This is a genomic window from Pseudomonas maumuensis, from assembly GCF_019139675.1.
In the GTDB taxonomy this organism is placed as follows: domain Bacteria; phylum Pseudomonadota; class Gammaproteobacteria; order Pseudomonadales; family Pseudomonadaceae; genus Aquipseudomonas; species Aquipseudomonas maumuensis.
Genome location: NZ_CP077077.1, coordinates 2,181,171 through 2,206,751, shown reverse-complemented (window position 1 = coordinate 2,206,751; position 25,581 = coordinate 2,181,171). Strand labels below are relative to the sequence as shown.

Sequence of the window (25,581 nt, the reverse complement as noted above, 5' to 3'; positions counted from 1 at the left end):
TAGTGGATGTTATGTTGTTTTTCATTACGCCATCGCGGGGCAAGCCCGCTCCCACGTTGAATCACGTAGTCAAACTTTGGTGGGAGCGGGCTTGCCCCGCGGTGTTGATCTAGAGTTCCCACAATGGCAACTAGCGACTAGCTGCGTTAGTGCAGGCGCCGCCCGTAACTTCGCGACTTCAGGAGGCCGAACGGAGGTCTTGCGGAGGGAGGTGACGGGCATGGATGCCCGTCAAGCGCTGCGCCCCAGGATGGGGCGTTCAGCGCGGTCCTCCCGGGAGCAAGGCCGGAGTGAGGGGACCCGGAGCGAAGCGGAGGGCCGGATGAATGGAGCGAGGATTTTTTGGTTCCTTTTTGATCCTTTGTATGGACTTGAGACATCGCTGACACATGTGCGGGGACATGGTGGACACATTATCGCTTACCGTCGGGGTTGTTGAAGTCGATGGTTCGCAGCTTGTGCTGGCAGAAGTAAACATCAAAATGGTCAGGCCCTTGATCGCTGCGGCGGAGCGCCAACACATAGCCTGCTAGCGCCTTGGCTATCCGAAATGAGCGTTTCTTGAAGCGGAACTGACTGCTGTAGGGTTTCACCAAAATATCATCGGGACCGTATTCAACGGGCGGTAGACGGCTTGGGAAAGCCCGCCTGCTCATCTGGTAGCGATCTGCCGGTACTTTGTAGCCCAACTGCTGATGAGGACGCTTGTAGTTGTAAATGCCCCGCCAGAGGTCGAAAGCTTCTTGCGCTTCTCGCAGATCCCGAAAACTGCGCCCGGTTAGTACCTCGGCCTTGAGCGTCCGGTGGAATCGCTCATCCTTGCCATTGGTTTGTGGGTGGCCTGGCCTGCTGAAAGTCAGTCGAATTCCCAGACGAACCAGCCAGATACCTAGCGGTGTGAGTTCTCCGGGATTTCTTGGCGCCCCCAGGGCGAGCCATTATCCGCGTTGATCTGCACGGGCAGTCCATACCGGCTGAACAGATCGGTCAGGTGCTCCATGACCAACCCTGTGCGCTGATGTGTGCAGGCCTGTATCACAAGGTTAAAGCGTGAGTGGTCATCAATCAGCGTCAGCGGATAACAAGGTCCCTGAGCCGTTTGGAAGAAACCTTTAAAATCGATCTGCCACAGATCATTCGGGGCTTCGCGCTCAAAGCGTGTCCATGGTTTAGCCGCCTCGGAGGCCTCCGCGGTGATCAATCCATGCCGATGCAGGACATTGGTTACGGTACTGGCACAGATGCGCTGATCAAGCAGGTGACTGATCTTTCGGCCACCCCACGTGGAGTGCTCCTTACGGATGGCAATCACTTCCTCTTCTAGCCCAGGCTGAGTCTTGCGAGGGCTGACGGCTGGCTTTCGAGAGCGCTCCTTCAAGCCGAGCAAGCCCTCCTGTCGAAATCGATTGAGCCATTTGTAACCCGTCTGAGGGCTAATGCCGAACCGGCGGCATAGCTCCCTCATATTGGCGCCCGGGTGATTGGCCAGGCTAACGAACTCTTCTCTTAAGCTCATGGCATCTCTCGCGTTCCAAGGCATGGTCGTATTCCCGGCAGATTGCTTGCCGAAAAGTGTCAACCATGTCTCCGCACACGTGTCCACCATGTGTCCGGTCCATACAATCCTTCAAAAAGGGACCCGCCGTAAGGGCGGAAAGGTGAGTAAGCGTCACCATCGCAAATGAATGCGCATACAACTTCCAAAACCAACCAACCCAACTAAAACCAGAAACCAGAAACCAGATATCAGGCAGGCAAAACCGGCTCAGGCATCCCCAACCGCCGCGCCACATACAAATCAATCAAATACCGCGCAATCGACCGCCCCGCCGGCAAAGGCGGCAACTCATGCACATTGAACCACTGAGCATCCTCGATCTCATCCGCCTGCATGACAATCTCCCCCCCAGCGTACTCAGCATGAAACCCGAGCATCATCGAATGTGGAAACGGCCAGCACTGGCTCCCCACGTACTGAATGTTCTTCACCTCGACCGCCACCTCCTCACGCACCTCGCGCACCAGGCAGTCCTCGGCCGACTCCCCCGGCTCGGCGAACCCGGCCAGGGTGCTGTAGACCCCGGTGACAAAGCGTGGCGAACGGGCCAAAAGCACCTCGTCGCCGCGAGTAATCAGCACGATCATGCTCGGCGAAATCCGCGGGTAACTGCGTAGGTCGCACGGCTGGCAGTACATCGCCCGCTCCCAGTGGATCTGCGTCATCGGCTGACCACAGCTGCCGCAGAACCGGTGCTCGCGAGCCCAGGTCCCGATCTGCGCGGCGTACCCGAGCACTTTGTACGTATCGAAGTCGCCTTCGAGCATGAACCGCCGCAGCCCCTGCCAGCCGCAACCCGGCACTTCGCTGGCACTGCGCAGCTCCAGCAGGAACACCGGCTCGCCGTCCAGGTGACCGATGCCATGTTCACACAACACATCCAGGCCCTGGCGCTTGAGCCAGTCACGGGGGAACAGCGCGCCGTTGGCGTCCATCAGGAACCCGTCCGGGCTGCGGGCGACGGCCAGCCCCCCGGTGGTCTGCGGGTCGAGTACTGCGGTTGTCCAGCGTGCTGACATGGTTCGGGTTCCTAGATGGCGCCCGCCACTGTCAGTCAGTCGGCGAACGTCGGTTGCTGTTTGCTCATGTGCGCGGCCATGGCCACGCGCAGGTCTTCGGACTGCAGCATGGCGGCGTTCCAGGTGGCGATGTACTCCAGGCCATCGTCGATGCGATGGTCGCGCATGTAGCTGATCATTTCCTTGGTGCCGGCCACGGCGATCGGTGATTTTGCGGCAATCTCGCGGGCAATGGCAAAGACCCCGTCGAGCAGTGCCGCCTGGTCATCATAGACGCGGTTGACCAGGCCGATGCGCAGCGCCTCCTGGGCATCGACCATACGGCCGGTGTAGGCCAGCTCGCGCATGATGCCGTCACCGATGATACGCGGCAAACGTTGCAGGGTGCCGACATCGGCGGCCATGCCCATGTCGATCTCCTTGATCGAGAACTGCGCATCGCTGGCGCAGTAGCGCATGTCGCAGGCCGAGACCAGGTCGATGGCGCCACCGATGCAGTAGCCCTGGATCGCCGCCAGCACCGGCTTGCGGCAGTTGTCCACAGCGTTGAACGAGCCCTGCAGGCGCAGGATGGTGCGGCGCATCACCCGGGCGTTGCGGCCAACATCCTTGCCCAGCTGCTGGGCCAACGCGGCCAGCATCATCAGGTCGATGCCGGAGGAGAAATGCTTGCCAGCGCCGCTGAGTACCACCACCCGCACCGTGTCGGTGTCGTCGATCCACTGGAAGATCGCGACCAGCTCCTCCCAGAAGGCGGCGTTCATCGCGTTGATCTTCTCCGGGCGGTTGATCTGCACGTGGGCGATGTGGTCGGTCAGTTCGACCTTGAACGCGGTGTATTCGGTCACGGACGGCACTCCTGTGGGGAAAGGATTCACAACGGCGGATCTTAGCGCACCCATAAGGCGATGCATGTGCCAAAAGCCGGACTGGATGACTTGCACCTCGTGACGTGATGCGGCACCGTGCGGCACTGCTGAATCAAAAGGATACAAATTCATGTCCCGTTCCCTGACCGGCGCCCTCGCCCACAGCTTCCTGGGCCAGTCGCCGCGTTGGTACAAGGCCGTCATCTGCCTGTTCCTGCTCCTAAACCCATTGCTGCTGGCGACCCTCGGCCCGGTGGTCACCGGCTGGGTGCTGGTGATCCAGTTCATCTTCACCTTAGGGATGGCGCTCAAGTGCTACCCGCTGATGCCCGGCGGCCTGCTGTTGGTCGAGGCGCTGCTGTTGCGCATGACTACGCCCGAAGCCCTGTACGAGGAGTTGCAGCACAACTTCCCGGTGATCCTGCTGCTGATGTTCATGGTCGCCGGCATCCATTTCATGAAGGAGCTGCTGCTGTTCCTGTTCTCGCGGATCCTGCTCGGCGTGCGCTCCAAGGCGGTGCTGAGCCTGCTGTTCTGCGTGTTGTCGGCGTTTCTCTCGGCGTTCCTCGATGCCCTGACCGTGACCGCTGTGATCATCAGCGCCGCGGTGGGCTTCTATGCCGTCTACCACCGGGTCGCCTCGGGCGCCAATCCGCGGGAGGAGTCGGCGCTGGACAGCGACCATCAGGTCGAACAGTTGCACCGCGAAGACCTCGAGCAGTTCCGCGCCTTCCTGCGCAGCCTGTTGATGCATGGTGCGGTAGGCACGGCATTGGGCGGGGTCTGCACCCTGGTGGGCGAGCCACAGAACCTGCTGATCGGCCATGAAATGGGCTGGCATTTCGCCGACTTCTTCCTCAAGGTCGCGCCGGTGTCGATGCCGGTACTGGCGGCAGGCCTGGTGACCTGCGTGCTGCTGGAGAAGCTGCGGCTGTTCGGCTACGGCACGCTGATGCCCGAGCGCGTGCGCCAGGTACTGGCCACCTACGCCGCCGAGGACGATGCCGCGCGCACCCAGACACAACGGGTGGCGCTGGTGGTCCAGGGCCTGGCCGCGCTGATCCTGATCGTCTGCCTGGGGCTGCACATCGCCGAGGTCGGCCTGATCGGCCTGCTGGTCATCGTGTTGATCACCGCCTTTACCGGCATCACCGACGAGCACCGCCTGGGCCGCGCGTTCCAGGACGCCATGCCGTTCACCGCGCTGCTGGTGGTGTTCTTCGCCGTGGTCGCGGTGATCCACCAGCAGCAGCTGTTCAGCCCGCTGATCGCCTGGGTGCTGGCGCTGCCCAGCGAGCAGCAGCCGGGCATGTTGTACCTGGCCAATGGGCTGCTCTCGGCGATCAGCGACAACGTGTTCGTCGCCACCATCTACATCACCGAGGTCAAGCAGGCGTTCGTCAATGGCGCGATGAGCCGCGAGCACTTCGAGACCCTGGCGGTGGCGATCAACACCGGCACCAACCTGCCCAGCGTGGCCACGCCCAATGGCCAGGCGGCGTTCCTGTTCCTGCTGACCTCGGCGATCGCGCCGCTGATTCGCCTGTCGTATGGACGCATGGTGTGGATGGCGCTGCCCTATACCGTGGTCATGGGCAGCCTGGGCTGGTGGGCGGTGACCTACTGGCTGTAACCGGACCATCTGTAGGAGCGGCTTCAGCCGCGATCACCCGCAAAGCGGGTGCCAGATACCGTGGTGCCTGCATCGCGGCTGAAGCCGCTCCTACAGATGACCGCGTATCCCGCACCTGCTTTCTCTCCTCCCGTGCCCCCATCTGTCGAACCCTGACTATCGTTCAGCACTGCTGTCGATTCTCGCCACCCCCGTTCGACTATCCAGCACATCCACGAGGAGGTTCACCCCATGCGCAAGCTCATCGTCGCCGCCTTCGTCACCCTCGATGGCGTCATGCAGGCCCCCGGTGGGCCGGAGGAAGACACCAGCGGCGGCTTCACCCATGGTGGCTGGATCCCGCCCCTGGCCGACGAGGCCTTCGGCCAGGCCATGCAGACCTTGTTCAGCCAACCGTTCGAACTGCTGCTGGGGCGGCGCACCTACGATATCTTCGCCGGGTTCTGGCCAAAGGTCGGGCCCGAGGCGCCGGACCGGCCCTTGGCCGACCTGTTCAATGGCGTGGCCAAGCATGTCGCCACGCACCATCCCGAATCCATCGACTGGCAAAACAGTCACCCGTTGGGCGCTGACGTGCCGGACGCTGTCCGCGCCCTCAAACAAAAGGATGGCCCGGCGCTGCTGACCCAAGGCAGCGGCGAACTGGTACGCCAACTGCTGGCGGCCGGCCTGGTGGATGAACTGCGGTTGCTGATCCACCCCTTGCTGCTTGGGCGTGGCAAGCGCCTGTTCGGTGACGATGCCCAGGCCGCGGCCTTCACACTGGTGGAGTCGAGCAGCACGCCCAAGGGCGTATTGTTGGCCCACTACGTGCGCAGCGGCGAGGTGCAAACGGGATCGTTCTGACCAGTCATAGCGCTGGCGAGGCCTGCGTTCGTTTGCCCCGGCGCCTTGTTATCATCCAGGCTCAACCGGGAGGGAACCCATGCTCGAAATACGCCGCGCCAGCCGTCACGACGCGTTGGACACGTACGCCATCCGCCGACAGGCGATCCTGTGGCAATGCACCGAAACCTACGATACTGCCCTGGCCCAGGCCTGGGCCGACGTACCGTTCACCGAAGGCTACGCGGCCCTGGTCGCCGAGCATTTCCACCTCGCCTGCATCGGCGACACGATCGTCGCCACCGGCATGCTCGACCTGCACAGCGGTGAACTGGGCGCCCTGTTCGTGCTGCCGGCGTTCATGGGCCGTGGCATCGCCCGGGCGATGGTCGAACACCTCGAAGGCATCGCCAGGGCCGAAGGTCTGGAGGCGGTCAACCTGGACTCGACCTTGAACGCCGCAGCTTTCTATCGCCGCTGCGGCTACGCCGGCGATGCGCTGTCGGTCTACCAATCCCCATTCGGCCTCGAACTGTCCTGCATCCCCATGCGCAAGGTGCTGGTCGGGGTATAAGATCAGGGCCCCCTGCACCCCGGAGACTCGCACCATGCTGCCCACCGCCACCTCCCAGCAAAGTGCCCGTCGGGCCCGCTTGCAGGCCCTGCGTGGGCGGGTCGGCCTGGGGCTGGTGGCCGGATTGTCGGTGCTGGCCGGCATGACCGACGCCATCGGCCTGCTGGCGCTGGGCGACTTCGTGTCATTCATGAGCGGCAACACCACGCGCCTGGCGGTGGCCATCAGCCAGGCGGACTTTTCGCTGATGCTACGCCTGGCCCTGGCGATCCTCAGTTTCGTGCTGGGCAATACCCTGGGCGTATTGCTGGCCCGCCGCTTGCGCCGCCGCGCCGCGCCCTTGCTGCTGATCGTCGCCAGCCTGCTGGCGTTTGCCGCGGCGTGGCCTGCGCCCAGCACATTCCCCGCGCTGATCGCGGCCACCCTGGCCATGGGCATGCTCAATGCCGTGGTCGAACAGGTGAACGGCCTGCCGATCGGCCTGACCTACGTCACCGGCGCGCTGTCGCGTTTCGGCCGTGGCCTGGGACGTTGGTTGCTGGGTGAGCGGCGTCACGGCTGGCGGGTACAGCTGGTGCCCTGGAGCGGCATGCTGCTAGGTGCCGCGCTCGGGGCTTGGCTGCAGCAACGGCTGGGCTTGCAGGCGCTGGCGGCCAGTTGCGCCCTGGCCTGCGTGCTGGCGCTGGTGACGCTGTTCATTCCGCGAGCCTGGCAACTGGGTTACATGCCGCGCTGAGGGCCTCGAACCTGCTTTGAACGGCAGGCGCGCAGGCGTCGATAATCACTATCGAGCACAGCGATTTCCATCATGCCACCGTGGCCAATAACCTCAGTTCATCGCTTTGACAGGCCCACGGAATCATCCCGATGAACACCACCGCCCGCCTCCTCCTCGCAGCCTTGGCCATCGCCGTGCTGAGCGGTTGCGCCAGCCATCCTGAGCTACGCCCCTACAGCGCCGAGGAAGCCCGTCAGCTGCAACTCGAGGCATTGCAACGCCAGGGCCTGAGCCAGGAAGAGTACGAACGGCGCAAACTGGCCGTGGTGCGCGCCGATCACCAGCAAGCCGTGACCGACGCAGCCAGGGCCACGACCGCGATCAGCGGTTGACCTCGACCTCCTCCAGGAACGCCAACAGGTGCTCGTTGAACGACACCGGCGCTTCCTCCATGACGAAGTGCCCGCAACCTGGCAGGATCACCCCGCGCACCGAATCGGCATGCCCCTGCAGCGTTCGCAGCGGCGCATCGCCCGTGGCGTGCTCGGCACCGATCGCCAGCACCGGCATGGGCAGCGCACGCCTGGCGCGCTCGCGGTTCTGCCTGATGGTCTCGGGGATCGCCCGGTAATAGGCGAAGCCCGCCCGCATCCCGCCCGGCGAGGCGTAGGCACGGATATAGACATCCGCCGCCACCGCATGCCGATGGATCGCCCAGCGGTCGAACATGAAGTTGAGGTAGCCCTCCTCGCGCCCGGCGATCAGGAACTCCGGCAGATCGCGCACCTGGTTGAACAGGAAGTGCCAGAGGAAGATGTTGTCCTGCGGCGCCACGAAGATCGACGGCGCCTCGGCAAGCCCGGGGATCACCGCTTCGGCCACCGTCAACGAACGCACCGCCTGTGGTCGATCACTGGCCAGGGCATAGGCCACCCACATGCCCACATCGTGACCGACCAGGTGATAGCGCTCATGCCCCAGATGGGTCATCGCAGCGTGCAGCACACCGGCGACGTTACCGGTGTCGTAGCCCTGCTCGGGGCGGTCCGAGTCCCCCAGGCCCGGCGGATCGATGGCGATGGCACGGAACCCGCGCGCGGCCAGGATCGGCAGCACATGGCGCCAGGCGTACCAGGTCTGCGGCCAGCCCGGCACCAGCAGCACCGGCTCGCCGGCACCGGCCACGACACAGTGGATGCGCTGTCCCTGTACCTGCACATAGACATGCTCGAAGGCGTCAGCCAAAGACTCGACGGCCAGGTTCATACCCGAGCCCCCGTGTCGATGCCCAGCATGCGCTGGATCTGATGGGCGTCGATCGGTGCGCCGGCGAAATCGTCGAACACCTGGTCCGTGACCCGGATGATATGGCGGTTGATGAACTCGACGCCTTCACGGGCACCATCCTCCTGATGCTTCAGGCAGCATTCCCATTCCAGGGTTGCCCACCCCGCGAAGTCGTACTGCGCCAGCCGCGAGAAGATGGCCTTGAAGTCCACTTGCCCGTCACCCAGCGAACGGAAGCGTCCGGCACGTTCGGTCCAGTCGCTGTAGCCGCCATACACGCCCTGCCGACCGCTCGGATTGAACTCGGCGTCCTTGACGTGAAACATGCGGATCAATGGGTGATAGAGATCCAGATAGGCCAGGTAGTCGAGTTGCTGCAGCACAAAATGGCTGGGGTCGAAGAGAATGCGGCAACGCACGTGCTCACCCACCAGGGCATGGAAACGCTCGAAGCTGGTGCCGTCGTGCAGGTCCTCGGCAGGGTGGATCTCGAAGCACAGGTTGACGCCCTGTTCGTCACAGCAGTCGAGTATCGGCCGCCAACGCCGCGCCAGCTCTTCGAAGGCAGCCTCGACCAGGCCCTGGGGACGCTGCGGGAACGGGAACAGGTAGGGCCAGGCCAGCGCGCCAGAAAAGGTCCCCATGTCCTCAAGGCCCAGGTTGCGGCTGGCCCGAGCCGCCAGTGTCATCTGCTCGATCGCCCAGGCGGTGCGTTCTGCCGGCCGTCCGGCCAGCGCGGCCGGGGCGAAGGCATCGCACATCGAGTCGTACGCGGGATGGACCGCGACCAGTTGGCCGATCATGTGGGTGGTCAGCTCGCTGACCTGCAAGCCGCGCTCGGCCAGCCGCCCCTTGATTTCATCGCAGTACCCCGTGCTCTGCGCGGCCAGTTCCAGGTCGAACAACCGGGCGTCCCAGGCCGGGATCTGCAGCCCCTTGAAGCCCAGCCGCCCCGCCCAGTCGGCAATGCTGTCCAGGCTGTCGAACGGCGGCGTATCACTGCTGAACTGCGCGAGGTGAAGACTAGGGCCTTTGAGTGTTCGCATGATGTCACCTCATTGTTTGTTGATCGACAAACAATAGGATCGAATGGCGCTACCCGTCAATCGCAAATTGGCTAGAATGCGCGTTTGACGTAATCAGGCAGGCGAGCGATGGCAGGGCGACCTCGGGAATTCGACAAGCAACAGGCGCTGCGCAAGGCGATGCGGCTGTTCTGGGAGCATGGCTACGAGGGCACTTCGATGTCGGCCCTGGTTTCCACCCTGGGCATCGCTTCCGCGCGCATCTACGCGGCCTTTGGCAGCAAGCAGCAGCTGTTCGAGGAGGCCGTAGCTCTGTATGAATCGGCCGAGGGCGGTTTCGCCGACCGCGCCCTGGCACTGCCAGATATCCACCAGGCCCTGGCGCTGATGCTCGAGGCCGCCATCAGCACCTACACCCGCGTCGACGAACCCCGCGGCTGCCTGGTGGTCAGCGCCGCCAGCGGCGTGGCGCCGGACAACCTGGGGGTCCAGCAATGGTTGGCCGGGCACCGCCGGCAGCGTACCGAGTCGATCATCAGCCGCCTGCGCGAAGCCCGTGACCAGGGGCAGTTGCCAGCCGAGACGCAGGTCGAGGCTCTCGGCCACTTCTATGCCACCTTTCTCCACGGCATCTCCGTGCAAGCCCGCGATGGCGTGCCGGGCGAGGACCTGCGCGGCGCCAGCCGCCAGGCACTGGCCCTGCTTCCGAACAGGCAACCTTGACCTTATCGTCGCCCAGGCAAAGCTGTTAGCCTTGCACTGTTCAGGTCACCACGGACAGCCCATGGCCAACCACAAGATCGAAATCCGCCGGCGCAACGTCGAAAAGATCCTGCAAGCCGCCGAGCAGGTGTTCGCCGACAAGGGCTACGCCGCCACCTCCATGGGCGATATCGCCGAACGGGCGCAGTTGCCGCGCTCCAACCTGCATTACTACTTCAGCACCAAGGACGACCTGTACCGCGCCGTGCTGCAGGACCTGCTGGATGTCTGGAAGCAGGATGCCTTGTGCTTCGAGCACTTCGACGACCCGCGGGTGGTACTGACCAGCTACATCCGCGCCAAGATGGGCCATTCGCGCTCACGGCCCCTGGGCTCGAAGATCTGGGCCGAGGAAATGCTCCATGGCGCCCCGCTGCTCGCACCCAGCCTGGACGAAATACTGGTGCCCTGGGCACAGCTCAAGCAAGCGAAGATCCGCAGTTGGGTCGAGGACGGACGCATCCTGCCGGTGGAGCCGTCGGCGCTGCTGTACATGATCTGGGCGGCGACCCAGCACTACGCCGACTTCGGTTTCCAGGTCACCCTGCTCAATGACGGTGAAGCGCTGTCGGACATGGCGTTCGAGCAAGCGGTACAGACCGTGACCGGCGTCATCCTGCGTGGCATCGGCCTGGAGCCGTGAGCCGCGCCCTCAGTGGCCCAGGTGCTCGCATAGGAAGTCGATGAACACCCGGGTCTTGTGCGGCACATGGCTGCTGTTCGGGTACACCACGCTGATCGGCTGCCTCGGCAGGCTGTAGCCTGGCAGCACCCGACGCAATGTGCCATCGGCCAGGTCCTGCTCGACCAGCCAGGCCGGCAGCACCGCCACGCCCAACCCGGCACAGGCCATCGCCCGGATGGCATGGGACGCATTGGACTGGTACGCAGCACGGCCGGCAACGCTTGCACTCCCCGCCTGCGCACTGTGCAAGGTCCATGCGGTCGGGCTCTGCAGGTTGCTGTTGGCAATCCAGGGTGTGTCCGCCAGTTCCTCGGGCCGTTCGATGGCATGGCGGGCAAGAAAGGCCGGGGCAGCCACCAGCACAATGTCGTACTCGGCCAGCTGGCGACTGCGTAGGTTCGAGTCCGGCAACGCGCCAAGGCGCACCACCAGATCGAGCCGCTCGGCAATCAGGTCGCTGAGCGAGGAATCGGTGTCGTAGCTGATCGACAACGCCGGGTAACGCTCGGCGAACAGCGGGATCAGCGGCAGGATGAAACGCTCGCCGTACTCCCCGGTGGTGCTGATGCGCAGCTTGCCCGCTAGGCCGTTGTGCCGGCGCAGCACACTGTCGAAGGCGCCTTCGACATCGCTGACGATCACCTTGAAATCATCGTAGAAACCCTGGCCGGTTTCGGTCGGCGCGATGGCGCGGGTGCTGCGCGCCAGCAGCGTCACCCCCAGGGCCTGCTCCAGTGCCTTGACGTGCTGGCTGGCCATGGCCTTGCTGATGCCGAGAAAGTCCGCCGCCTTGGTGAAGGAGCCGAAGTCGACCACCGCCAGAAACGTCTGCACCCGGTTGAGCTGGGTGTGGAGGGCCGTGCGCAGCATTGTTCATTTCCATCAAACAGAGTTTCAAGGGTAGCGACATCGACAGGGCCAGTCCACGCACCTAGTCTGCGCACCGAAAAGGAGTGGCAATGGCGTACCGGTATCGCGTGGCAACGATCTTCCTGATGGGGTTCTTCATCGACTGCATCAACCTGTTCATGCCGACCGTGGCGTTGCCGCGGATCGCCGCCGAGTTCGCCATTGGCAACGCCAGCAGCGCGTGGGTTGGCAACGCCTACATGCTCGGGCTGACCCTGGCCGTGCCGGTGAGTACCTGGCTGGCCAATCGCTGGGGCGCGCGACGGCTGTTGAGCACCGCCATGCTGGCGTTCAGCGTGGCAGTGTGGGGCTGCGGCGAGGCGCAGAGTTTCGCCGCGTTGATTGCCTGGCGCCTGGCCCAGGGCATGGCCGGTGGCTTGCTGATCCCCGTGGGGCAGGCGCTGACCTTCGAGCGCTTCCACGGCCCGGAGCGCGCCCGCGTGTCCACCCTGGTGATGGCCGTGGCGCTGCTGGCGCCGGCGCTGTCACCCACCCTTGGCGGGATGATCGTCGACCATGGCCGCTGGCCGTGGGTCTTCCACAGCAACATTCCGCTGGCCCTGCTGACGGCGGCACTGGCCTGGGCCTGGCTTGACCAGACACCGGGCCCGGCAGCGCCGCGCCCGGATTTCAAGGGATTGCTGCTGGTCAGCGCCGCCCTCGCCTGCCTGCTGCTGGGCCTGTCGCTGTATGGTGCCGGACATGGCGCCCTGCTGGCCATCGCCTGCCTGCTGGCGGGTGGGTCCTGCGCCCTGCTGTACCGCGCCCACTACCAGCGCGCGGCGGCAGGCATCGTCGAGCTGAAGCTGCTCACCAGCCCGCGCCTGCGAGTCTCGATGCAGGTCTACCATGCGATCCCCGGGGTGTTCACCGGGGTCAACCTATTGAACATCTTCTATCTGCAGGATGTGCTGCAACTGAGCGCCCAGGCCACCGGCCTGTTCATGCTGCTCTACGCCGCCGGGGCCTTCGCCGCCATGCTGCTGGCCGGCCGCCTGTACAACCGCGTCGGTGCCGCCCGCCTGTTGCTGCTCGGCATGCTCCTGCACAGCCTGGGTATCTGCCTGCTGGTCATGGTCGACGCCCCGACGGACAACGCCGTACTGATGGCGGCCTACGGCCTCATGGGCATCGGCGGCGGCATCGGCGCCAATACCGCCCAGACCACCGCGCTGCTCGACTTCAGCGGCGAGCGGATGCAGCAGGCCAGCGTGCTGTGGAACCTCAATCGACAGATGGCCTTCAGCGTCGGCGCCGCCTTGCTGCTGATGATCTTCAACCTGTTGCTGGTGGGCCTGAGTCCGCCCGCAGCCTATCACCTGACCTTCGCCCTGGCCGCGCTGCTGGGGCTGGCGCCGTTACTGTCACTCAACACACTGCCCAAGGAGAACCACGCCCATGCCTGAACACGCGATTGCCCGCGCCGAACGCAGCATTCATCACGTCCACGAACTGATCCAGATGGTATTCACCCGCCCGGTGGCCGAGACCCAATCGGTGCTCGGCGGGCTGATGGCGGTGTTCGCCGACGATTTCAGCATGGTTGGCACGACAGGCACGCAGGTGACCCGCCAGCAGGTCGAGCGATTGTTCAAGGAGGCTGCCGGGACAAGGCCTGGTCTGCTGATCACCGTCGACGATGTGCAAGTGGTGTGGCAGGCCGGGGTGAATGTGGCGGTGCGCTACAAGGAAACCCACCATTCGCAGGGCATGGCGCAGGCGCGCTGGTCGCTGGCATTACTCGAATGCAGTGACCGCGGGGTGGTGTGGCGCTGCCTGCATGAAACCACTATTGCCTAAGCGATTGCGCACCTGCGCCGATCAACCAGACAAGGACTGCTCCACAGCACCATGGGTGCGCTCGAACTGCAACGGTGTCACCGTGACATGGCCACGCGCCAGTTCCGCCATTTCGCTGCCGGGCTCATCCTCGGTACGGTGATTGTTCAGCTGCAGCCAGTGATACTCGAAGTGCCGCGGGTCCACCTCGGTACGCACCGATATGCTGTTCAACGGCCCGAGGCCCTGGCGCGTCACCTTCAACGGCCGGACGGCCTCCAGGGCACAGTCAGGGAAGTTGACGTTGAGGCAGGCATCGGCCGGCCATGGCATGTCCAGCACAGCGAGAATCACCTCGGGCGCCAGGTTCAGCCCGATGTTCCAAGGCACCGCTTCGCGGTCGCTGTAGGCCTGGCTCAGGGCGATCGAGCGCACTCCCAGCAGCAACCCGGTCATCGCCGCGCCGACCGTTCCGGAGAACACTGTTTCAGTGCCCAGGTTCGCGCCACGATTGATACCGGATAGCACCAGGTCGGGCCTTGCGTCCTTGAGCAGGTGCCCCAGCGCCAGCGCCACGCAGTCGCCCGGCGTGCCGGTGACGGCGAAGCGCCGCTCGCCATGACTGCTCACCCGCAGCGGCGCGTGCAGGCTCAGCGAGTGCGAGGTGCCGCTCTGGTCGCGGTGTGGAGCCACCACCCACACCTCCCTGGCCAGCCGTGCCGCCACCTGTTCCAGCACGGCCAGGCCGGGTGCGTCGATGCCATCGTCGTTGGTCAGCAGAATGCGTTCGAATCGGTAGGTCATGGTTCATCCTGTGAAGTTGCCGGTCAAAGGTGCCCCGGCAACGATAGCTCAGACATGCTCCTCCACACGCCCGACCGCGCGCACGCCGTGCTTCCAGTCGAGCCCATCGGCACAGCTGGCGGCGTGGCGGCCATTGATCTCCAGCGCGGAGGTGAAGAAGAACTGGCCGACTGTCAGTTCGCCCACCGCATGGATCTGCCGGGAGCTGCCGGTCCGGCCCTGCACGCGATAAGTCGTCGGATCGATGCAGATTCCCCCCTGTGGATGGCGGGTGACCGTGCCATTGTCGAGCAAGGTAGCCAGCAACGGCGAGTCGAGCAGGTCGGCGTCGCGCGGAGAACCGATGGCATGGATCAGCCGGTCGTAGACATGGCGCCAACCGCTGCCTTGCAGGACCAGCCCGTCGTCGCCGCGCTGCGCTGCGGCGAACGGACCGGCGACGAACTCCAGCTGGCCACTGCGCAGGTAGCTGAGGATCTTGCGTGCATTCTGCGCCGGGATGGAAACCCGATAGGCCATGAAGAAGCTGAAGTACTCACGCAGGAAGCGCGCCTGCGCGGCGTCGTCCAGTGCCTGCCAGATGTCCTCGACGAAAGCGTTGGTGGCATAGAGGATCGCCTGCCAGGTCCGTGGTGAACGGGCATGCTCGAGCTCACCCTCGATGAAAGCGGCGATATCGGCCGGCGGCGCGGGCATGGGGATGACCGCGCTGGCCTTGCCCGGCTCCTGGAAAGCCAGCTCCTTGCGGAACAGGCCGACCAGGTCGCTGATCTGCAGACGGCCGTTCTGCGCCACCAGCGCCTGGAGGCCTTCGCGGGTCAGGTAACGCAGCGTGACCGGCTCCTGGGTGCCCCGCACCACGGGAAAGTAGCCACTGCGCGAATGCATGCGGATGGGGCCTCGATGCCCCCGCTCGATCAGCGCAATGACGGTGTCGATGGCGCTCAGCCGCGCGCCGACCACCGCCACCCGCTCGTGGGGCGCCACCACGCGCAGCAGACGGGAAACCGGATACGGTGTGTCCACAATCCGTGGGTCGCCAGACGATTCCGGCTTCTTGCCCAACGGGCCACAGCACAGCACGACCTTGCCGGTCGGCAGGCTGAGGCCGCAGCGGGTACGCAGGGTCTCCACGCCATCGATCAGGTCGATCGCGCACACCTCCGCATGCAATTGCACCAGTTGGCAGCCCAGGGTCGCACCGCGCAGCACGATCTGCTTGAGCTGATGCTGCAAGTAGATGCCGAACAGGGCCCGAGGCGCGAAACCGTCCGCCTCGGGACGAAAATCGGGGTACGCGCGGCGCCAGGCCTGCGGGCTCTGCTGCAACCACTGCAGGAAATGCCCTGGCAGATGCGGGTATGGCGTGATGAGGCCGGTCCTGGTGTTGAGCAGGTTGCTCTCCAGGTCGGCCTCGTAGGCCGCGCCGCGGCCGAAATCATCCCGTTTTTCGAACAGGTGGATGACGCCGGCCGGCGCGCTGCCGGCGGCCACACGATCCAGATGGCGTTGCAGGAAAGCGATGGCCGTCGCGCCGCAGCCGACGATTGCAAAGGTGTTTCTCATCATCATGCGTCCCTCTCCAGAAATGCTTCCCTGCTTACAGATCCCGCCCCGACCTCAGGCGAGCTCACCGAGGAATGCCCGGATGCGCTCGGCACCCGCCAGGACCTTGCCGAGCTCGCCGGAGTAGGACAACCGTGCGTGCCCTGCTGCGCCGAAGAAGCTTCCGGGAATCAGGGCAACACCAAAGTCCCGGAGCAGGACGTCGCAGAACGACTCGTCATCGTCGATTGTTGTTCCCCGGAACGACCGGCCCAGCGCCTGGCCGATATCGAGAAACAGGTAGAACGCCCCGGCGGGCTCGCAAAAGCTCAGCAACGGCGCGCCACGCAGCACTTCGAGCAAGGCCTGGCGCTGCCCCGCAAGGCGCTGTCGAGCAGCAATGGAGAACGCCTGGTCGCCCTCCAGCGCCGCTGTGGCCGCTGCCGCCGCGGGGGCCGGCAGGTTGGAGATCGAGTTGGAGTTGAGCGTGGTGACCGCATCGGCGATGCGCCGATCCGCCGCCAACAGGCCGACCCGCCACCCCGGCATGCCATACAGCTTGGAAACGCTGTCGATCTTGATGATGCGCCCGGCAAGGTCAGGCGCCACCGTCAGCAGGTCGGGACAGCTGTCCATGCCGTAGACGAAGCGCTGATAGACGTCATCGCAGATGATCCAGACATCATGCCGGCGCAGCACCTGTGCCAGGCCTTCGAGTTCCTCGGTCGAATACACGGCGCCCGTAGGATTGCCGGGTGAATTCAACAGCACCACCCGCACTTGGTCGTCCAGAGCCTGCTCGAGCGCCCGGGCAGACATCTTGTAACCGCTCTGCGCGGTGCAGTGCACATCGACGACACCGGCCCCGACCAGCTCGGCGATATCGAAATAGGTCGGCCAGCACGGAGTCGACACCAGCAGTTTGTCTCCCGGCTGGATGATCGCCCGCAGCACGCTGAACAACAGGTGCTTGGCGCCGAGGCCGGCGACCAGATTGCTTTCGTCGAAATGCGCATGGCCCAGGCGTCGCAGGTAGCCCAGGTAGGCCTTGAGCAATGCCGGGTCACCACGGCTGGCGCCATAGCCACCGGTGTCCTCGTGGGCCGCGCGCACCGCCGCCTCGACGATGTGTGGCGCCGGCAGGAAACCCGGTACGCCGACCCCCAGGTCGATGACCGGCTGCGGGGTTTCCCTGACCTTCTGGGCCACCCCGAGGATCGGACAGAATCGAGCGAATTCCAGGTCTGGTGAAAGCGAAGGCATGCAGGATTCTCCAGAAGTCCGTTTCAGGCGGCGCGCACGGCCATGCGGCCACGCGCCATGAGCGCGGCCATATGGGTGGCCGTCGCGGTGATGATGTCGAGATTGCCGGCACTCGGATCGAGGTAGTCGCCCGCCCCCTCGACCCGCACCATGGTGAACAGGCGACCTTCGCTGTAGTGCAGGTCGACGATCACCTCGTAGCCGGGCACGGCCTCGCGTACCAGCGCCACGGCCCGCTCCACCTCGCGGCGGGTGGCGGCCAGGTCGGCCTGGGCGATGAGAGCCGACACCGCCGTCTGCATGTAGACATTGGGCTTGGCCGGGTTGATGTTGAGGATCGCCTTGACCTGCTCGCAGCCGGTGAAACGTCGCAGCGCCTGTTCGGTGGTGGTGATGTAGTTGCTCAGGTTGCGTCGGGTGGCCGGCCCCGCGCTTTCGGCGCTGATCGACGACACCACCTCGATGTAGCGCACCCCCGGGTTGGCCCGGGCGATGGCGGCGGCCAACGGGATCGAGGCCTGGCCACCACAAGTGATCATGTTGACGTTGCTCGCTCCGGTCAGCTCCAGGCCGTTGAGCGAAGGCACGCACAATTGGCCCAGGGCCGCCGGGGTGAGGTTGATGATCACCTTGCCGGCCTCGATCAGGCGCGGCGCATGGTGCTCATGGTCGGCGGCCGAGGTGGCGTCGAACACCAGGTCGAACTCGCCGATTCGGGCGAACAGACCGTCGATACCGTCGGCGGTGATGGCGACCCCGCGCTCACGGGCGAAGGCAAGGCCCGCGGAGTGTGGGGAGCGTCCGGCGACCAGCGTGCAGTCCAGGTCCGGGTGTGCCAGGACCTTGCACAGGATGTCGCAGCCAATGTTGCCGCTGCCGATGATGGCGGTTTTCAGGGACATGAACGCACTCCAGAGTCAGGCAACGGAAGGTTGCGAAAGGCGGCTGGCCACCGAGATGATCAGGTCTTCCTGGCCGGCTACGGCATTGCACTGGGCCAGGGCTTCATAGATTCGCCGCGGTTCGACGCCGAACTCACTGGCGGCGCGCGCGACATGTTTCTCGAACCCGCTGCACACACCGTACAGGCCGCTGATCAGGTTGGCGGTCTTGACGACCGTGGCGGTGCTGACCGGGGCGATGCTCTCCAACTGCTCGATGGCGCGACACAAGGCGAAGATGTCCACGCCGGTGCCGAAGCGGTAGCGTTCAAGCACAGCGCACAGGGTCTCCAGTTGGGTGTTGCCGGCACCGGCGCCGAAGCCACGCATGCAACCGTCGACGATGGTCGCCCCGGCCTGGACCGCGGCCAGCGAGTTGGCGATGGCCAGGCCCAGGTTGTTGTGGCCATGGAAGCCCAGCGGAATCGACAGCTCGTTGCTGAGCAAGGCAATGCGCTCACGGGTGCTGTCCGGATCGAGGTGCCCCGCCGAATCCATCAGCACGATGGCGTTGGCACCATAGCCCTGTTGTTTCGTCGCCTCCTCGAGCAAGCGCTCGGGGCTGGCCATGTGGCACATCATCAGTACGCCATGCACATAGGCGCCATTGGCACGGGCATGCTCGATATAGCTTTCGGTCACGCTCGCCTCGGTGCAATGGGAGGCGATACGCAACACCTCGACACCGATCCGCAGCGCGGTATCGATATCGCCGAGCCTGGCGAAGCCTGGAATCATGTGGATGCCCAGGCGCGTGCGGCTGAGGTTGGCGCGTGCGGTCTCGAGCATCTCGGTGTCGGCGTGGCGGGCCAGGCCCAGTTGCAGGGAGGATGCCCCCAGGCCGTTACCGTGGCCCACCTCGACCACGCTCAGGCCGCAGCCGTCGACTGCACGGCAATAGGCGGCGATGTCCTCCAGGCTCAACGAATGGGAGACGGCATGGTTGCCGTCGCGCAGGGTCGGATCATGAATGGCGATTGCAGCGGTCATCGAGATCGAGTCCTTGTGATCGAAGGTTCAGTTGCGCGGTGTGTCGGTAACCGGTTCGGGCTGGAGCAGCCGCTTGGGCAGGAATGCCGGGGAGATATGAATGATCGACATGCGCACCACGTGGTTGAGCATGACGAAGGCCGGATCGAGTTTGAGCAACAGGGCTGCCGCAGTCATGACCTCGACCCCGCCCGGCACCCAGGACATGAACAGCGCCAGGAAGGGTTTGCCGGTGAGTTGGGCGGCGAGCGCGGCTACCAGCACGGTGGTGCAGAAGGTCAGCGTGGTCACCACCAGGCCTGCACGCACGTATCGCAGTACGTCGCCCAGGGTGATGTCGCGCAAGCGGATGCCGATCAAGCCGCCCAGCAGGATCAACGCCACCATCGCCACCGGGTCGGGCACATGCAGGTTGACCGAAGGCATGCCGATGTTGACCGCGGCCGCACAGACCAAGCCGGTAAGCATGTACGGCGCGGGCACATCGAAGCGCTCCAGCAGATAGCCGGCGGCAACCGCGACCAGCGCCACCGGGACGATCCGCAGGTAGTCGCCCAGGGTGCCGGTGGCCGGCGCCGCACTGTCGCCATGCCCGCCTGCGATCAGCGTCACCACCAGCAACAGCGCCAACAGCCGGACGATATGCACGAAGGCGATGCGTCCTGAGGCCGGCCCCTGCTCCCCCGACACCGTCATTACCGCCGCCATGGCACCGGGAATGGCACTGAGCAGGCTTTCGATATGGCCCCACTTCTCCATGCGGCGCAGCCAGTTGTAGCCCACCAGGATCTGTGTGGTCATGCACACCAGCAGCCCGAGCAGAATGCTGAAGTCAGTGAGCTCGTGCATCATCGAAGCAGTGACCGTGGAGCCGACACTGATGCCCAGCAGCAATTGCACGGTGGCCACGAACGGGAACGGCATGCGCATGCGCACGCCCCACTTGCTCAAGGCGGTGACCGCACAAATGGCGCCGATCAGCTCGCCCAGCGGCAGGCCACTGAGAAATCCGATCCAGGCGCCGAAGGCCGCTACGGGAATGGGAACAAGGCTTTCTATCAAGGGTTTCATGGCTGGCTCACCTGTCTGCGAACCGACGCCCCCTTTACCGGAGGGCGTCGGCAATGAAGGAAAAAATCGAACGAGGTCAGGCTCAGGCCGGGGTGGCGGCTTCGATGCCGGCCCAATCGCAGCTGTCATGGAACCAGCGCTCCACCTCGGCGAGCCGCAGTTGCAGTTCGCGCTCGTCACGCCCCGCGACGATGGCGTTGAAGATTTCCGAGTTGGTGAACTCCATCGAACGGTAGGTGGTCATCCGGCTTGCCGAGATGCGGTGCTCCAGCACGTCGTCGAGCGCGCACTCGGTCGGCACGTCGCGCAGCAGGCCTACCCGTGGCGGAATACTGATATGCCCGACCATCTGTCGCGGCTCGCTCATCGCCGCCGGACGATAGTCCGGGTCGCGCAGCGCCCGCAGGAATGCCATGCGCGGGTCGAGGCCCCAGGCATGGGTGATCTCCTGATTGAAGAACACCCCGCCCAGACGCGAGGCGATCTCGCACAGGACGATCTCGTCCTGCTGGTCGACAAACAATTCCAGGTGGAAAAGCATGGTCGGCTCGGAGGGCAGCACATCCTCGACCAGCGTCCGCGCATAGCGCACCAGACGATCGCGCATCGGGTTGCCGGCATCGAGCATGTGCAGGTCGTGGGACTTGCCGCCGAGAAAATCCAGCGCCGAGGTCATCACCCGCACCGGTGACACCAGGATCGGCTTGCCGTCGATGTACAAGCCGTTGACGATGTAATGACTGCCGCGCACGAAGCGTTCGATCATCAGATTGTGAAAGGTGGTCGATGGTTGCCGGGCCAGCCACGTGCGCAACTGGGCCAGGTCGCGAAGAACTTCCACACCGTTGGAGCCACGTCCGTCGCGCGGCTTGACCACCACCGGAAAACCGTGCGCCTCGCTGAAACGCAGGGCTTCGGTGGCATGGGGCAGCGGTGCCATCTCGGCGATCTTCAGGCCACGGTCGTGGGTACGCTGTTTCATGAAGAACTTGTCGCGGTAGAACATCGCCCGCCCCTCTGCCCCCGTGCTGACACCGAGGCGGTCGTTGATCCGTGCGACCCGCAGCACATCGATCTCGGCCAGGGCCACGCACAACGGCGCCGTCAATTCGCGGGCCAGCTCATGCACATCCACTTCGACCAGGGCATTGTCGTTGAAGTTGTCGAACAGCCGGTATGCCACCTGCTCGCCGAGGTGCGTGGTGATTTCCCGGGCCCGGGAGCTGCAGCTCAGCAGCAACCCTCCCTCGCCCAGCGCGGCGGCCCAGCTGGCTGCGTCGTGCTGGAGAATGATCTTCGGCGGGCAGAAAACGATGAGCTGCATAAGGCGTTCCTTGCATGACGACATTGTCGTGAATATCCCCCGATCAGGGGGCGATTGATCTGGATTCTGCAAATCAAACCAGAGGAAATGCCAATACCGATTCGGTCGCCATTGATACTTGCAAGGTCAAGATGCTGCGAGGCCCATCAGCCTCGTCAGCGCTGCCGGCATACCGCACATCGGCCAAGTAACAGGATGTTTCGAAGACAACGCAGCAAAAGCATCCCAGCCCTCTCGTCAAGCTTTCCCGCTGCCTTATATGATGGGCCGGAAATTGGATCCAATGGTATTTCCGACCGACTGACTGACACCTCAAGGACGAAGATGATGGACCTACGTCGCCTAAGCTGTTTTCTGCTGGTCAGCGAGGAATTGCACTTTGGTCGGGCCGCGGCGCGGCTGCACATGGCTCAGCCGCCATTGACCCGGCAGATATCGGCGTTGGAAAGCGAATTGGGCTTTCGCCTGTTCGATCGCAGCACACGCAATGTCAAGCTCACCGCCGAGGGGCGGCAATTTCTGCCATATGCCCGCTCGGTACTGGAGCAGGTCGACCTGACCACCGCCATCAGCGCCAAGCTGGCAGCCGGAGCTGCCGGACACTTGGCGCTGGGGCATGCCAGCTCGATCGCCCTGTCGGAAGTATTCAGCCACTCCATCCAGGCATTCTGCTCGGCCAATCCGGATGTGCAGCTGACTGCGGAGGAAGGCGCCTCAAGCACCCTGTTGCCACAACTCGTCGAGGGCCGCCTGGACATCGCCATGAGCCGCCTGCCGCCCCCCGACGACGATGCGCGGGTACAGGTGTTGAGCTTGGGCAGCGAGCCGCTAGTGGCAGCCGTGGCCAGCGCCAATCCCCTCGCCCGCCGGCAACAGGTGAGCCTGGCCGAGCTGAGTGCCTACCCGCTGATCACCTTCCCCAGCGACTACGGCTCGGGTCTGTACGAGATCCTGGACCCACTCTACCGCCGGCATGGCGTGCGGCCCCGCCTGGGGCCTGCCGGAAGGCAGATCACCTCGATCATCGCCCTGGTGGCCGCGGGCCGCGGCGTCGCGGTGGTACCGCACTGCACGCGGAACCTGGGCAGGCATGACGTTACCTACCTGCCCCTGGCCGAACCCGAGGCCTGCGCGCCGTTGCTGGTGCTGACCCGCCGGCATGATCGCAGCCCGCTGGTGCAGGCGTTCCTCGAGATGATCGGGCAGACCCCGCACGCCGGCCTGTACGGCTAGACGAAAACTTCGGAGCGCTGCGTGAGGCCGGCCTCCCTCCGCCCTCAACCCGCCTCGCGATAGGGATTGCGCGGATCCTGCGTCCAGTTCATGTACGGCTTGCCAGTGTCCTGCGCCACCATCTCGATGCAACCCTCCACCGGGCAGGTGATCTGGCACAGGTTGCAGCCCACGCACTCGGCCTCGATCACACTGTAGGCGTGGGTGCCGTCGGCCTTCAGGGCGCTGGCGATGGCCTGGTGCGAGGTGTCCTCGCAGGCGATGTGGCAACGCCCGCAGCCGATGCAGGCGTCCTGGTCGATCTGCGCCACCGACTTGTAGTTGATATCCAGGTACTTCCAGTCGGTGGTGTGCCCCACGGCCTGGCCACGGAACGCCTCGAGGCTGCGGTGGCCATGCTGGTCCATCCAGCGCGCCAGGCCATCCTGCATGTCTTCGACGATGCGAAATCCATGCAGCATCGCTGCAGTGCACACCTGCACCGCGCCGCTGCCCAGGGCGATGAACTCGGCGGCGTCACGCCAGGTGCCGATACCGCCTATGCCGCAGATCGGCAGACCATGGGTCTCGGGGTCGCGGGCGATCTCGGCGACCATGTTCAGGGCGATCGGCTTGACCGCCGACCCGCAGTAGCCGCCATGGGTGCTCTGGTCGCCGACGATCGGGTGGGCGACCATGCGGTCGAGGTCGACGCTGGTGATCGAGTTGATCGTGTTGATCAGCGACACCGCGTCCGCCCCACCGCGGTGGGCGGCCCGCGCCGACTGGCGGATGTCGGTGATATTGGGGGTGAGCTTGACGATCACCGGCAGGGTGCAATGGGTCTTGCACCAGCGGGTGACCATTTCCACATACTCGGGCACCTGGCCGACGGCGGCGCCCATGCCGCGCTCGGGCATGCCGTGGGGGCAGCCGAAGTTGAGCTCGATGCCGTCGGCGCCAGTGGCCTCCACCAACGGCAGGATGAACTTCCACGACTCCTCGACGCAGGGCACCATCAGCGACACGATCAGCGCCCGGTCGGGCCAGTCCTTCTTCACCTGGGTGATCTCGCGCAGGTTGATCTCCAGCGAACGGTCGGTGATCAGCTCGATGTTGTTGATGCCCTGCACCTGGCGGTTGGCGCCGTAGTGCGCCGAGTAGCGCGACGACACGTTGACCGCCGCCGGGTCCTCGCCGAGGGTCTTCCACACTACGCCGCCCCAGCCTGCCTCGAAGGCGCGGACCACGTTGTAGGCCTTGTCGGTAGGGGGCGCGGAGGCCAACCAGAATGGATTGGGTGCCTTGATGCCGGCGAATACGATGGACAGGTCGGCCATTTACGCAGCCTCCACGTTGAGCATGAGTTGGGCATGGATGGCTTCGGCGGCCAGCTTGCCATGTTGCACGGCCTGGACGGTGAGGTCCTGGCCCAGCGCGGTGCAGTCACCGCCGGCATAGATGCCGGGGATGGAAGTGCGCATGTGCGCGTCCACCTGGATGCGCTCGCCGTCGCGGGCCAGTTGCGCCGCCAGCGGATCGCCGAGGCTTTGCTCATCGAAACGCTGGCCGATGGCCTTGAAGATTGCGTCGGCGGCCAGCTCGAAGGTTTCGCCGGTATCGCCCAGGCGTCCGTCGATCAATTGCGTGCGCGCGAAGCGCATGCCGCGCACGCGCCCGGCATCATCCAGCAGCACGGCATCGGGCCGGGCCCAGGTGTGCAGACGTACCTGGTTGTGCTTGGCGATTTCCTGTTCGTGACCGGTGGCGCCCATGTCGGCCTCGCCGCGGCGATACACCAGGTTGACGTCGCGGGCGCCCAGACGGCTCATCTGCACGGCCATGTCGATGGCGGTGTTGCCGGCGCCGAGCACCAGGCAGCGGTCAGCCAGCGGCAGCTGGGCGAGGTCGTCGGCCTGGCGCAATTCGCGGATATAGTCGGTGGCAGCGAGCAGGCCCGGCGCGTCTTCGTCCGCCAGGCCCAGCTGGCGCACGGCCCCCAGGCCCAGGCCGAGGAACACCGCGTCGTACTGGCCATGCAGCTCGGCCAGCGACAGGTTGCCGCCCAGGCGCTGGCCATGGCGGATCTCGATCCCGCCGATGCCAAGCAGGAACTCCACTTCGCGCTGGGCGTAGTCGTCCACCAGCTTATAGCGGGCGATGCCGTATTCGTTGAGACCGCCGGCCTTTTCCCGCGCCTCGAAGATCACCACGTCGTGGCCGTGCATGGCCAGCCGGTGCGCGCACGACAACCCGGCGGGGCCGGCGCCGACCACCGCGATGCGCTTGCCGCTGGCCGGCGAGCGCTGGAACGGATGCTCGGTGAAGCCGGCATGCTCCAGGGCGTAGCGCTGCAATTGGCCGATCAGCACCGGGGCGCACTCCTGGGCGTTGTTGCGCACGCAGGCTTGCTGGCAAAGGATCTCCGTGGGGCAGACCCGGGCACAGCTGCCGCCGAGGATGTTGGCCGAGAGAATGCGCTCGGCGGCGCCTTGCAGGTTGTCGTCGCTGATGCGGTGGATGAACGAGGGGATGTCGATCTCGCTGGGGCACGCATTGACGCACGGCGCGTCGTAGCAGTACAGGCAACGCGCGCTCTCGACTGCGGCCTGGCGGGCGGTGAGCGGGGGCGCGAGGTCGCTGAAGGCCTCGGCCAGCTGGTCGGCGCCGGCGCGGGGGCGCGGCAAGTGGTTCAGGGCATCGATCACGGTTGTAGCCTCTCTCGTTTTTATTGGAGGCGGCGGTGGTCAGCCGCCGGTCCGTTCTGGGGATGGAGATCTACCTTTGT

At 64.9% G+C, this 25,581-nt stretch carries 24 protein-coding genes and 1 pseudogene; 10 read left to right on the top strand and 15 right to left on the bottom strand.

Going from position 1 to position 25,581, the window contains the following annotated elements; all coding sequences use genetic code 11:
* Window positions 1-413 precede the first annotated feature (413 nt).
* The 3 genes and pseudogenes from KSS90_RS10160 to KSS90_RS10150 all read right to left on the bottom strand — a co-directional run bounded on the left by KSS90_RS10160 (window position 414) and on the right by KSS90_RS10150 (window position 3,425).
* A pseudogene (locus KSS90_RS10160) lies at window positions 414-1,540 on the bottom strand (IS481 family transposase).
* Between the two features lie 206 nt (window positions 1,541-1,746).
* Window positions 1,747-2,577 (bottom strand): NAD(+) diphosphatase, encoded by an 831-nt coding sequence (nudC, locus tag KSS90_RS10155; RefSeq protein ID WP_217869257.1) that lies wholly within the window; start codon window positions 2,575-2,577, stop codon window positions 1,747-1,749.
* A gap of 35 nt (window positions 2,578-2,612) precedes the next feature.
* Window positions 2,613-3,425 carry a crotonase/enoyl-CoA hydratase family protein gene (locus KSS90_RS10150; RefSeq protein WP_217869256.1) on the bottom strand — a complete coding sequence of 271 codons (813 nt, stop codon included), beginning with the start codon at window positions 3,423-3,425 and terminating at the stop codon, window positions 2,613-2,615.
* Window positions 3,426-3,576: 151 nt separating this feature from the next.
* On the opposite strand from KSS90_RS10150, the gene nhaB reads away from it, so the two are divergent.
* The 5 genes from nhaB to KSS90_RS10125 all read left to right on the top strand — a co-directional run bounded on the left by nhaB (window position 3,577) and on the right by KSS90_RS10125 (window position 7,588).
* Window positions 3,577-5,079: a sodium/proton antiporter NhaB gene (gene nhaB, locus KSS90_RS10145; RefSeq protein ID WP_217869255.1), complete on the top strand. Its 1,503-nt coding sequence runs from the start codon at window positions 3,577-3,579 to the stop codon at window positions 5,077-5,079.
* A 231-nt stretch (window positions 5,080-5,310) separates the two neighbouring features.
* A complete protein-coding gene (locus tag KSS90_RS10140) occupies window positions 5,311-5,925 on the top strand; it encodes a dihydrofolate reductase family protein (RefSeq protein WP_217869254.1) in 615 nt (204 codons plus the stop codon).
* A 79-nt stretch (window positions 5,926-6,004) separates the two neighbouring features.
* Window positions 6,005-6,478: a GNAT family N-acetyltransferase gene (locus KSS90_RS10135; protein WP_217869253.1), complete on the top strand. Its 474-nt coding sequence runs from the start codon at window positions 6,005-6,007 to the stop codon at window positions 6,476-6,478.
* A gap of 34 nt (window positions 6,479-6,512) precedes the next feature.
* On the top strand, window positions 6,513-7,214 hold the full coding sequence (locus KSS90_RS10130) for a YoaK family protein (protein WP_217869252.1): 702 nt from the start codon (window positions 6,513-6,515) through the stop codon (window positions 7,212-7,214).
* A gap of 131 nt (window positions 7,215-7,345) precedes the next feature.
* Window positions 7,346-7,588: a hypothetical protein gene (locus KSS90_RS10125; RefSeq protein ID WP_217869251.1), complete on the top strand. Its 243-nt coding sequence runs from the start codon at window positions 7,346-7,348 to the stop codon at window positions 7,586-7,588.
* On the opposite strand, the gene KSS90_RS10120 is transcribed toward KSS90_RS10125, so the two are convergent.
* Both KSS90_RS10120 and KSS90_RS10115 read right to left on the bottom strand, forming a co-directional pair.
* Entirely contained in the window at window positions 7,578-8,462 is an 885-nt protein-coding gene (locus KSS90_RS10120; RefSeq protein ID WP_217869250.1) for an alpha/beta fold hydrolase, read from the bottom strand. The two genes, KSS90_RS10125 and KSS90_RS10120, sit on opposite strands and share 11 nt — an antisense overlap.
* Window positions 8,459-9,529: a sugar phosphate isomerase/epimerase family protein gene (locus tag KSS90_RS10115; protein ID WP_217869249.1), complete on the bottom strand. Its 1,071-nt coding sequence runs from the start codon at window positions 9,527-9,529 to the stop codon at window positions 8,459-8,461. The genes KSS90_RS10120 and KSS90_RS10115 overlap by 4 nt, the downstream gene beginning before the upstream one ends.
* A gap of 108 nt (window positions 9,530-9,637) precedes the next feature.
* On the opposite strand from KSS90_RS10115, the gene KSS90_RS10110 reads away from it, so the two are divergent.
* A complete protein-coding gene (locus tag KSS90_RS10110) occupies window positions 9,638-10,231 on the top strand; it encodes a TetR/AcrR family transcriptional regulator (protein WP_217869248.1) in 594 nt (197 codons plus the stop codon).
* Between the two features lie 61 nt (window positions 10,232-10,292).
* Window positions 10,293-10,913: a TetR/AcrR family transcriptional regulator gene (locus KSS90_RS10105; protein WP_217869247.1), complete on the top strand. Its 621-nt coding sequence runs from the start codon at window positions 10,293-10,295 to the stop codon at window positions 10,911-10,913.
* Window positions 10,914-10,922: 9 nt separating this feature from the next.
* On the opposite strand, the gene KSS90_RS10100 is transcribed toward KSS90_RS10105, so the two are convergent.
* The gene (locus tag KSS90_RS10100; protein WP_217869246.1) at window positions 10,923-11,825 is read right to left on the bottom strand and encodes a LysR family transcriptional regulator; all 903 of its coding nucleotides are present in this window, start codon (window positions 11,823-11,825) and stop codon (window positions 10,923-10,925) included.
* Between the two features lie 89 nt (window positions 11,826-11,914).
* Between KSS90_RS10100 and KSS90_RS10095 the strand changes: the two genes are divergently transcribed.
* Together KSS90_RS10095 and KSS90_RS10090 are read left to right on the top strand one after the other, a co-directional pair.
* Window positions 11,915-13,270: an MFS transporter gene (locus KSS90_RS10095; protein ID WP_217869245.1), complete on the top strand. Its 1,356-nt coding sequence runs from the start codon at window positions 11,915-11,917 to the stop codon at window positions 13,268-13,270.
* A complete protein-coding gene (locus tag KSS90_RS10090; protein WP_217869244.1) occupies window positions 13,263-13,664 on the top strand; it encodes a DUF4440 domain-containing protein in 402 nt (133 codons plus the stop codon). Before KSS90_RS10095 ends, KSS90_RS10090 begins: the two co-directional genes overlap by 8 nt.
* Window positions 13,665-13,685: 21 nt before the next feature.
* Here the strand turns inward: KSS90_RS10090 and surE are convergent, their stop codons facing one another.
* The 7 genes from surE to KSS90_RS10055 form a co-directional block, all read right to left on the bottom strand.
* Window positions 13,686-14,447, bottom strand: coding sequence for a 5'/3'-nucleotidase SurE (surE, locus tag KSS90_RS10085; RefSeq protein ID WP_217869243.1), 762 nt, complete (start codon window positions 14,445-14,447; stop codon window positions 13,686-13,688).
* Between the two features lie 48 nt (window positions 14,448-14,495).
* A complete protein-coding gene (locus KSS90_RS10080; RefSeq protein ID WP_217869242.1) occupies window positions 14,496-16,019 on the bottom strand; it encodes an FAD/NAD(P)-binding protein in 1,524 nt (507 codons plus the stop codon).
* 48 nt (window positions 16,020-16,067) lie between these two features.
* Window positions 16,068-17,255 (bottom strand): pyridoxal phosphate-dependent aminotransferase, encoded by a 1,188-nt coding sequence (locus tag KSS90_RS10075; RefSeq protein ID WP_217869241.1) that lies wholly within the window; start codon window positions 17,253-17,255, stop codon window positions 16,068-16,070.
* Window positions 17,256-17,278: 23 nt separating this feature from the next.
* Window positions 17,279-18,157, bottom strand: coding sequence for an acetaldehyde dehydrogenase (acetylating) (locus KSS90_RS10070; protein WP_217869240.1), 879 nt, complete (start codon window positions 18,155-18,157; stop codon window positions 17,279-17,281).
* 15 nt (window positions 18,158-18,172) lie between these two features.
* Window positions 18,173-19,186 carry a 4-hydroxy-2-oxovalerate aldolase gene (gene dmpG, locus KSS90_RS10065; RefSeq protein ID WP_217869239.1) on the bottom strand — a complete coding sequence of 338 codons (1,014 nt, stop codon included), beginning with the start codon at window positions 19,184-19,186 and terminating at the stop codon, window positions 18,173-18,175.
* A 27-nt stretch (window positions 19,187-19,213) separates the two neighbouring features.
* Window positions 19,214-20,257, bottom strand: a complete 1,044-nt coding sequence (locus tag KSS90_RS10060) for an AbrB family transcriptional regulator (RefSeq protein ID WP_217869238.1) — start codon at window positions 20,255-20,257, stop codon at window positions 19,214-19,216.
* Window positions 20,258-20,339: 82 nt separating this feature from the next.
* Window positions 20,340-21,581 carry an ATP-grasp domain-containing protein gene (locus KSS90_RS10055; protein WP_217869237.1) on the bottom strand — a complete coding sequence of 414 codons (1,242 nt, stop codon included), beginning with the start codon at window positions 21,579-21,581 and terminating at the stop codon, window positions 20,340-20,342.
* 324 nt (window positions 21,582-21,905) lie between these two features.
* Here KSS90_RS10055 and KSS90_RS10050 point away from each other — a divergent pair, with 324 nt between their 5' ends.
* Complete coding sequence (locus tag KSS90_RS10050; RefSeq protein ID WP_217869236.1) at window positions 21,906-22,814, top strand: LysR family transcriptional regulator; 909 nt, start codon at window positions 21,906-21,908, stop codon at window positions 22,812-22,814.
* A gap of 44 nt (window positions 22,815-22,858) precedes the next feature.
* Here KSS90_RS10050 and preA read toward each other — a convergent pair whose 3' ends face one another.
* Window positions 22,859-24,133: an NAD-dependent dihydropyrimidine dehydrogenase subunit PreA gene (gene preA / locus KSS90_RS10045; RefSeq protein WP_217869235.1), complete on the bottom strand. Its 1,275-nt coding sequence runs from the start codon at window positions 24,131-24,133 to the stop codon at window positions 22,859-22,861.
* Complete coding sequence (locus KSS90_RS10040) at window positions 24,134-25,501, bottom strand: NAD(P)-dependent oxidoreductase (protein WP_217869234.1); 1,368 nt, start codon at window positions 25,499-25,501, stop codon at window positions 24,134-24,136.
* Window positions 25,502-25,581 lie beyond the last annotated feature (80 nt).